We start from the raw sequence: 7,939 nt of genomic DNA on the forward strand, positions 1-7,939 counted from the left end.
AACGCGCCGGTCAGGATTTTACGGGGCCAGTTGTTTTTAATCAATTTTGCAAAGCCGAGAATCGAATCGGTGACGGTTTTATGCTGGCATTCGTAATAGTCGGAGACAAGGCGTTCTTTCTTGGGGTCGCGGAAAATGCCGCAGGAGACCGTATTCCGTTCAATCCCCGGCACTTGAACCGAAGAAAAATCACCGCCGTATTTTTCGGTTAAGAACTTTGCAAACCGTTTTCGCATCGGCTCGGAGATGTCGGGGTCGTGGTGTAAAAACGCCCAATAGTGGTTTTCGCCGTAGACGCCGTTTGCGATCTGAATCGCAAACACGCGGCCGCCCTCGGGGGTCTTTTCAAGTTCACACAAAAATCGCTCAACTTGGCGGCTCATGTAGTCATACCACAGTTCCGAGGCATAACTGCACGAAGCGCGCGGTTTTAAATCGTCCTCGATATACCCGCGGAATTTCGGCAGATAATCGGGCAGGGGAACGGTTTCGGCATCGGCGAATCTCGTCAGGGTCTCGGGATGGGCGTTGATCCACCAAAACGGCGGATTGACGTGCAGCCGCAGCATTACCGCGCAGTCGGAGCGTAAATCCATCGCGCCGCGAATCTGTTTTTTTGCAAATGTGATGTCGAGTTTGTCCCCGGGGAACAGCATATCGTTGAAATTGACGTCAAACTGGAACAACCGGAAACCCATCTCGGCAAAGAGCCCGGTGTTATAGCCCGAGATGCCCTCGAACGAGCGGTTTCCGGTCGGCTTGTCGGTCAGCGCATAAAGCATCGGGGTCACGGGTTCCCCGTTCAGGTGAATGGCGGGTTTGCCTTGATAAAATTTGACTGCCGCATCAATTTTCGTTTTCAATTTTAGATTCCTTTCCGGTTTCAGACGATGCGGAATTTTTAAACGCCTTTTCATCCCCGAACCTTGCCCGATACAGCAGCTTACCTGAAAGCAACATACCCAACATCATCGTCAGCGCCAGCAAATCGATGACGATGACATAACCCGGCCATCCGAAAATGCTTTCGAGTGACGCGATGATGGTGCCGGCAGGTGCTTTATTGATATAAAGAAAATTCGTTTCCAGAACTTTGTTGATAAAAAAGACGGCGATAAGCGCTGCGTTGCCCGCTCCGGCAATCCAGAAAAAAGCCCTCAGAGCCGGCTTCATCTTTTCGACAAACAGCAGATAAAGCGCGCCCATCACGAGCAGCACATGGCTCATGATGAACAATATCGCTCTCGGCAGACCCGGCGCCGGGTGATTGCTTCCGGGAAACAGCGCGACAGCCAGCCCTGCCGGAATTCCGATCAAAAAGCAGAAATGAAACAACGGTTTCAGGGGCTTTATCAGGCAGACGCAAAGTAAAATTAAGTCGATGTGGCACAGATGCAGCGAAAACAGATCATACCACTCGAATACGCCGTTACAGGCGTCCATCACATACCGGCCGCCCCTGCAAAGCACAATCACGACCGCGAACAAAATTCCGAGAATTCTGCGCTGCCGTTTCGTTTTTGCGCGAACACCCAGCAGAATGAAAATTAAGCCGACGGAGACCGATGCCAGCAGCGTCAGCAGATGTACAGGCGAAAAGCCCTTAAAATCCGTAATCATTATGCTATCGGAATACGCTCGAGAGAGGAGGGAAGAACACCTTTGACTATGAGCTTTCCATTCTCAACTGTCATCAATTCGACATTCGCGCCGGATTTTTCACAGGTGCGTTCGATAAAACCATCCAGCGTATCGACAATGAAATACTCGTTCGAATCAATTAAATCATTCGGAATCGTGATACCCATTACGCTGATTTTTTCGACACGAAGGCCTTCAATATGATTGTTGACCACAGAACCGGCGATTTTGCCGTAGAGGTTGACGGAGGCCGGAATCAAACCGAGCATCGGAAGCGCTCGTTTGGCGTCCTCCATCGTATAATCACCGTTCAGTACTTTTTCGAAAACGTAAGCTGTGTCCAGCTTTCCGGAAGCCTCAATGGTGCCGTCTTCGTTAATCAGAATCTGCACGTTCTTAATCGCGTGATAAGAAGAACGATTCTCGTTGGAAAAGGAAGTCAGTTCCTCACTGGTCAGGGCGGTGTCCGTCGAATGCAAACCCGAATAAACATATTTGTAATCTTCTGCTTTTCCGGTTTGCGGCGCTTCATCTTTTTGATATCCGAATTTGCTCATGGCGCTCAAATAACCCGCCTGGGTGGATTTGACGCCGAGATTGACAGGCAGAACCAGTCCCGGAACCAGAAAAGTAACCGCGACAAAGCCCAGCAGCAGCACGATGATCACGATTAAAAACGCAATCAGACCGCCGTGCTTTTTTGGCTTTACGGCTGCGGCAGCGCCGGGCTGCCCCGGATAAACGGGCTGGGGCTGATAGACCGGCTGCTGATAGACCGGCTGCTGATAGACCGGCTGCTGATAGACCGGCGGCGGGGTCGGAGCAGAGGCGGTTTTTACCGTGCCTGCGGTGGTTTGGCCGCATTTCGGGCAGAAAGCGGCGTTGTCCGGAATCTGTTGCCCGCATTTGTTGCAAAACATAAGTATATTGACCCACCTTTCGAAAATTTCGGAACGCTGTTTGAATTGAAAAGCCGGAAATAACACGTAAATTATACCAAACCCATCATGCTTCGTCAATCGGTTTTACGCTGACAGGACCGGAACTTGACAGAGCGGGTCCCCATACTTATAATCGGGAACATACGGGCCGGGAAGAATCGTTGACGAATCGATGAGCGAACCTGGTGAAAGGGTTGGTTATGACCGAAATCAATCAGGCATCTTTACTAAAAGCATTGAGCAAAAAGCTCAACACACCGGTACAAAGCGCCGATTATACCATCGAGACCCTGAACGGCGGCACGCTCGGTGACGTGGCAAAACTGACCGGAAAAGCCCAAACATCAGACGGCAAAAAGCCTTATACTATTGTATTAAAAATTCAGAAGAAGTGGGAGCGCCCGGGTGATCCCGATTCCTGGCGCAGGGAATATGACCTTTATCAGTCAAACTTCGGGGACATCTTCACCGAACCCCTTCGCTGGCCTGAGTGTTACCTCGCTGAGCTGAACGACGACAAAATCGAGCTGTGGATGGAATACATCAGCGGCGATTCGGGCGAAAACCTCGACTTCGAGGCACTCCGACTTGCAGCAGCCGAATGGGGGCGTATTCAAGGCCGGCTTTATGCCCATCCCGAAAAATTGACCGGTATCAAATGCCTGAGCGATCCCGGCCGGCTCTTCAGAAACTTCGAAGAATGGCATACGCGGACTTATTCCTATGAATTCCTGACCTCCGAAAAATGCCGCCTGCCGGGCTTTTTAAAGCAGCTGCTCAAAGATGGAAGCATCAAACTATGCGGCGGTAAATCGTTTGAATACGCTTTGCTGCGCTCCGATTCGTGTGACATCCCCGAACACCTGAAACGCATGCTCACGGAACTTGATGAGAATAAGGGCGAAGTGTTTGCGCGGTTGAAACGTCTGCCGATTGTTTTTTGCCATCGGGACTTTTGGATCGAAAACATCTTTGTCTCAGACGGGCAAATCCGCCTGATTGACTGGGACGGTGCGGGACTCGGCTGTTTGGGCGAGGATATCGCGTCCCTGATCTTCGACGACACAGAGACCGACAACCTGCATGCCTGTTTCCGCGTACTTTTCCCCGCCTATGTCAACGCCGTGTCGGAATATATGGAAGTCCCGCCGGACTTTTATCGAACGGTCACCGATTTGATTTTGATCACGTTCGGCTATCGCACGGCGCAAAAACATATGTTCACGCAAGACCCCGAAACGAAAAAAGATCAGATCAAACGGCTTCAGGCCGTCCATGATTGGAGATCTTGATCGCTCATTAAACTCTGTATCGGGTTAAAAGAGGTTACCCCTTTTCAAGAATCGATATAGAGGACCGTCCTTGAATTCCGTATAATAACAATATTTGTTTGGAAAGGCGGCAATTCGGATAAACATGTATCAGTTAGAAATACTCGAAATTTCAAATCAATTGATCAATAAAACTCAACTGGCGCAGCATGGCATTCATAAAGGACTCGAGGGCGGAACGGCGTTTCTTTATAACGGGGAATTTCACATGTTCACCACCGAAGAGCTGATCACCTGGGACTTGACCCGAAACGGCCACTGGAAAAGTGCCGACGGCCTTTCTTGGGAGCGTGTTGGCACAGTGAATGACTCGGTCGACCTTCCCCGTGACCCCCGCCACGCGGTCTGGTCGCCCATGCCCTTTTTCAATGAAGAAGAAAACCGCTGGAACCTCTTTTATGTGGGGTATGAGGACGGCTTAGGGCATAACTGCGAATTCAACGGGCGGGTGCTGCGCGCGTATTCGTCGGTCTCGGGTCGGGATGGGCTGAGCGGCCCTTATATCGACACCGAGGGCACGGTGCTCTCCTACACCGACCCGGTTAAAGACCCCTGGGAGGGCGGACAGGGCTCGGATTCCTTCTACCTCTATCCGGTCAAAGACGGCTGGATGGCCTTTTACGGCAGCTACGGAACGCCGTATCAGTGGTGCGTAGGGCTTGCCTCGGCAGAGAAAATGGCAGGCCCGTGGAAGCGGGACGGCGAAAAAGAACCGACCTTTGATTACATCGAAAACCCCATTGTGGTGACATTGGATAACGGCGATTACTTCTGCGTTTTCGACGACCTCTCGCACGGAATTGACGACTGCTCCAGCATCGGATATGCCTATTCCAAAGACGGGGTAAATTGGGGAAAAGGGTACGCCTTTTTTCAAAAGCCCGATTGGGTTCGCTGCATCCGCACCCCTCAGAGCTTTATTCACGCCGGAAACAACGAATACTATGTCTATTTCACCGCGATGAGCGTTGACAGCCCGGATACCGTCGGTCGGATGAAAGTGAAGCTGACTAAGTCTTGAAACGTTATAATGTAGGGAGACGGTAATCGAACACGGTTCGACGACCTTTCCGAATCGAACATTGTTCGATGAACTTCCGAAACGGGCGGCAACCACCGCTCCCGGTCAAATACGGCTATGATTCCCCCGTGGCTTTTTCCCGCGCGTTTGAGCAAAGATGTTATGCATTCACCCCCGCCGGTGGCGGGGGTGAATATTTTTATCATGTAGGGTGGAGTGCTTACACCTTGCCGTGCCTTTGTGGGCGCAAGGCATCACGGACTTCGAGTCCGCACGGGCTACGGCCCGCCTGACGCGCCGAATGGGCTTACGTGTTGCGTTTATTCGTAGGGAGCGACGACTCGGCGCTCTGCGATAACGTATAAGCGAACTGTATTCATCACCGTGTCCCATGTAGGGCCCGGCATTACGAATGGCGGTTCGCCTGATGCGCCGCGTTGATTATCCCCATCGCATGGATTATCCTTAACGCGTGGATTTACGCGCCGTGCGAGCCAATTAACCCCAGCAGGCTGAGTCGTCCCACCCTACATAAAACTTGACTTTTAAATATCCCCTTGACATCTCTCTTCCCCTGTGTTATACTCACTCACGCAGTAAATCAGTAAATTACTGCACGATAAAGGAGAGATCAAGTTATGTCCGAAAAAAATATCATGAAAATCCCCACGACTTTAAAGCACAAACCGGTCGTGGTGTGTGAAAATTACGAGGCCGTCGACGGCAGGGACCAATACGACTCCTGCGCCAAGGGGCTTTCGCTGGGGCTTGCCCAGTGGAACGACCGCGGCAAGGTCGACGTTTCGGCCAAGGTGTGGCGCTATACCGGCGGCAAGTGGTCGCGTCAATCCGAGGAACTGCCGATGCATCGGGTGCTCGATCTTGCGCTGCTCGTCTGCCGCGCCAAGCAGTATTTTATGGACGCCTACCGCTATCCGAAACTCTACGACGAAAACAACCCGCGCATCGACCGGATCGGCCTTCAGGGCGATGCGATGACCGTGGAAATCTGCAAAGATAACCCAATGCTCGACACCGACATCAAGCTGTTCGCCGACGCGCTCGCACACGACGACGAGATGATCGCCGAGCGCCTGCACACATTGGCAAACCTGTTAAACGACATGGGCTACGGCCACGGGAGAAAGTAACGACGAATCTATTACGACAGGGGGACGCACGAATGATACTGATAAATAATGCGAATGTAATTTCCATGAAAAGCCGCAAGATCGACGAAAATCAATCTTTGCTGATTGAAGACGGCTTGATTCAAGCCATTAAAAATGCGTCCTTCATGCCGGAAACGGACTGTACCGTCATTGACGCGAGCGGACTGTATGTGATGCCGGGTCTTGTCAATATGCACGTCCATCTGGGCGACAATCCGGACGATTTGCCGCTGTATCTTGCAAACGGCGTGACCACCATACGGAATATGTGGGGGCACGAGGGCTTTAAACCCGGTCAGTATCTGTTCGGCACAAGGGTGTTTCATCATCTCAGGTTAAAAAGGCAAATCGAAGAGGGAAGCGTCATCGGGCCGGATATTTATACCCCGGGTGCCATGCTGGACGGAGACCCGCCGTTTTTTCCGAAATTCATGAACGTCAAAGCGGTAAAAAACACCGATCAAATCCGCAGAATCATCTTGACGCAGGCGGAAAAGGGATACGATTTTATCAAAATCTATTCCAAGTTGTCTCTTGAAAATTTTGATGACATTATGCGCATTGCGAAAGAATACAAGATGCCTGTTGCGGGGCATGTGCCGGACGCGGTGGGGCTGAAACATGCGCTGGAATCCCGAATGCGCTCCGTCGAGCACCTGTTCGGGTTTGTCAATCCGTATTCCCCCGAAAAAAACCTGAACGATGAACAAATCCGGGAAATGGCGGAACTGGCTGCTTCAAAACATGTTTGGAACTGTCCGACGCTGGTCGCAAGCGAGCGGCTGGCGAATGTGGAAAAACAAGCGGACTTCGAAAAAGAAGAAGCGTTGGCCTATGTACCGGAAAGGAATAAAAGAGCGATGCGTTTCTTGATTTCCGAGGCAAAAAAGGTATTTGAAAAAGCCGGTCTGACCGACCAGCAGGCGTATATGGAGAAACTGTTTTTCATCGTCCGGCAATTACAATCGGCGGGCGCGCAGATGCTGCTCGGCACCGATAAATCGGTTCCTTATGTGGTCGCCGGTTTTTCCGAGCACATGGAAATGGAGCTGTTAGCGCATGCCGGGCTCTCGAATTATGAAATTTTACGAGCCGCAACGGTCAACGCCGCTGAATGTCTGGGAAAAGAATCACAAATCGGTACCGTCGAAACGGGTAAAAAAGCAAATCTCATTATTACTTGTGAAAACCCGCTTGAGAACCTAAAGACCCTATCCGGCCACTGCGGGGTTATTAAATCAGGCGTCTATTATTCACGCGAAACTTGTAATCAAATGCTCGAGGATATCAAAAAGCGTGCTTCCGTTAAATAAAACAAGAGGCAGACGATTTCGTCTGCCCCTTGTTTTGATATTCATACAAATGTTTAAATATATGTTGACAATTGTTTAAAAATATTGTATAATGCACCCGAGGTGAAAGAAATGGATGTAAAACTTGATATGCTAATTGCTTATGAAAAATTTCTACAAGCACCAATTGATGTACTTGATATTGTTGATAAATATGGACAAGCAATTATATTAAAGAATAACGCACCTTTTTACATTATTATAAAACCGCAAGTCGCAACTGCGAATAATTCTGCTAGTGACGATTTAATTAGAAGAACACCTATGCTTACACTGCAAGAAGCAATGAAAACCGTATTATTGGACGCGAAAGACCATCAAATGCATGCTGCTGAACTTGCTGATAAGATTTATGATCGTGGTTTGTATGTACAAAAGAACGGAGAAAAAGCAAAATATAACCAGATGCGTGCGCGTTGCGGCCATTATCCGGAAATGTTTGAAGCATTAAAAGGAAACGTTATTCGTTTGAGAACTAAGG

The 7,939-nt window shown here is 50.1% G+C and carries 8 protein-coding genes; 5 read left to right on the top strand and 3 right to left on the bottom strand.

What is annotated here, in order from left to right; genetic code table 11:
* From PKH29_12005 to PKH29_12015, 3 genes are all read right to left on the bottom strand, one after another.
* Positions 1-863: hypothetical protein (locus tag PKH29_12005; protein ID HNX15561.1), on the bottom strand; the 863-nt coding region annotated here is incomplete at its 3' end.
* Positions 847-1,620, bottom strand: a complete 774-nt coding sequence (locus PKH29_12010) for a TIGR02206 family membrane protein (GenBank protein HNX15562.1) — start codon at positions 1,618-1,620, stop codon at positions 847-849. The genes PKH29_12010 and PKH29_12005, both read right to left, overlap by 17 nt.
* Positions 1,620-2,561, bottom strand: a complete 942-nt coding sequence (locus PKH29_12015) for a zinc-ribbon domain-containing protein (GenBank protein ID HNX15563.1) — start codon at positions 2,559-2,561, stop codon at positions 1,620-1,622. The genes PKH29_12010 and PKH29_12015 overlap by 1 nt, the downstream gene beginning before the upstream one ends.
* A gap of 221 nt (positions 2,562-2,782) precedes the next feature.
* On the opposite strand from PKH29_12015, the gene PKH29_12020 reads away from it, so the two are divergent.
* The 5 genes from PKH29_12020 to PKH29_12040 all read left to right on the top strand — a co-directional run.
* Complete coding sequence (locus PKH29_12020; protein HNX15564.1) at positions 2,783-3,874, top strand: phosphotransferase; 1,092 nt, start codon at positions 2,783-2,785, stop codon at positions 3,872-3,874.
* Between the two features lie 124 nt (positions 3,875-3,998).
* The gene (locus PKH29_12025) at positions 3,999-4,934 is read left to right on the top strand and encodes a hypothetical protein (GenBank protein ID HNX15565.1); all 936 of its coding nucleotides are present in this window, start codon (positions 3,999-4,001) and stop codon (positions 4,932-4,934) included.
* A gap of 656 nt (positions 4,935-5,590) precedes the next feature.
* A complete protein-coding gene (locus PKH29_12030; GenBank protein ID HNX15566.1) occupies positions 5,591-6,085 on the top strand; it encodes a DUF6530 family protein in 495 nt (164 codons plus the stop codon).
* 32 nt (positions 6,086-6,117) lie between these two features.
* On the top strand, positions 6,118-7,419 hold the full coding sequence (locus PKH29_12035; protein ID HNX15567.1) for an amidohydrolase family protein: 1,302 nt from the start codon (positions 6,118-6,120) through the stop codon (positions 7,417-7,419).
* Between the two features lie 111 nt (positions 7,420-7,530).
* Positions 7,531-7,939 (top strand): hypothetical protein (locus tag PKH29_12040; protein ID HNX15568.1); only part of this gene is annotated, 409 nt, incomplete at its 3' end.

The sequence above is a fragment of the Oscillospiraceae bacterium genome, from assembly GCA_035353335.1.
Lineage (GTDB): Bacteria > Bacillota > Clostridia > Oscillospirales > JAKOTC01 > DAOPZJ01.

Bases quoted from the DNA above. Each gene is read 5' to 3' on its own strand.
- PKH29_12010 (HNX15562.1), bottom strand. From the start codon at position 1,620: ATGATTACGGATTTTAAGGGCTTTTCGCCTGTACATCTGCTGACGCTG.
- PKH29_12015 (HNX15563.1), bottom strand. From the start codon at position 2,561: ATGTTTTGCAACAAATGCGGGCAACAGATTCCGGACAACGCCGCTTTC.
- PKH29_12020 (HNX15564.1), top strand. From the start codon at position 2,783: ATGACCGAAATCAATCAGGCATCTTTACTAAAAGCATTGAGCAAAAAG.
- PKH29_12025 (HNX15565.1), top strand. From the start codon at position 3,999: ATGTATCAGTTAGAAATACTCGAAATTTCAAATCAATTGATCAATAAA.
- PKH29_12030 (HNX15566.1), top strand. From the start codon at position 5,591: ATGAAAATCCCCACGACTTTAAAGCACAAACCGGTCGTGGTGTGTGAA.
- PKH29_12035 (HNX15567.1), top strand. From the start codon at position 6,118: ATGATACTGATAAATAATGCGAATGTAATTTCCATGAAAAGCCGCAAG.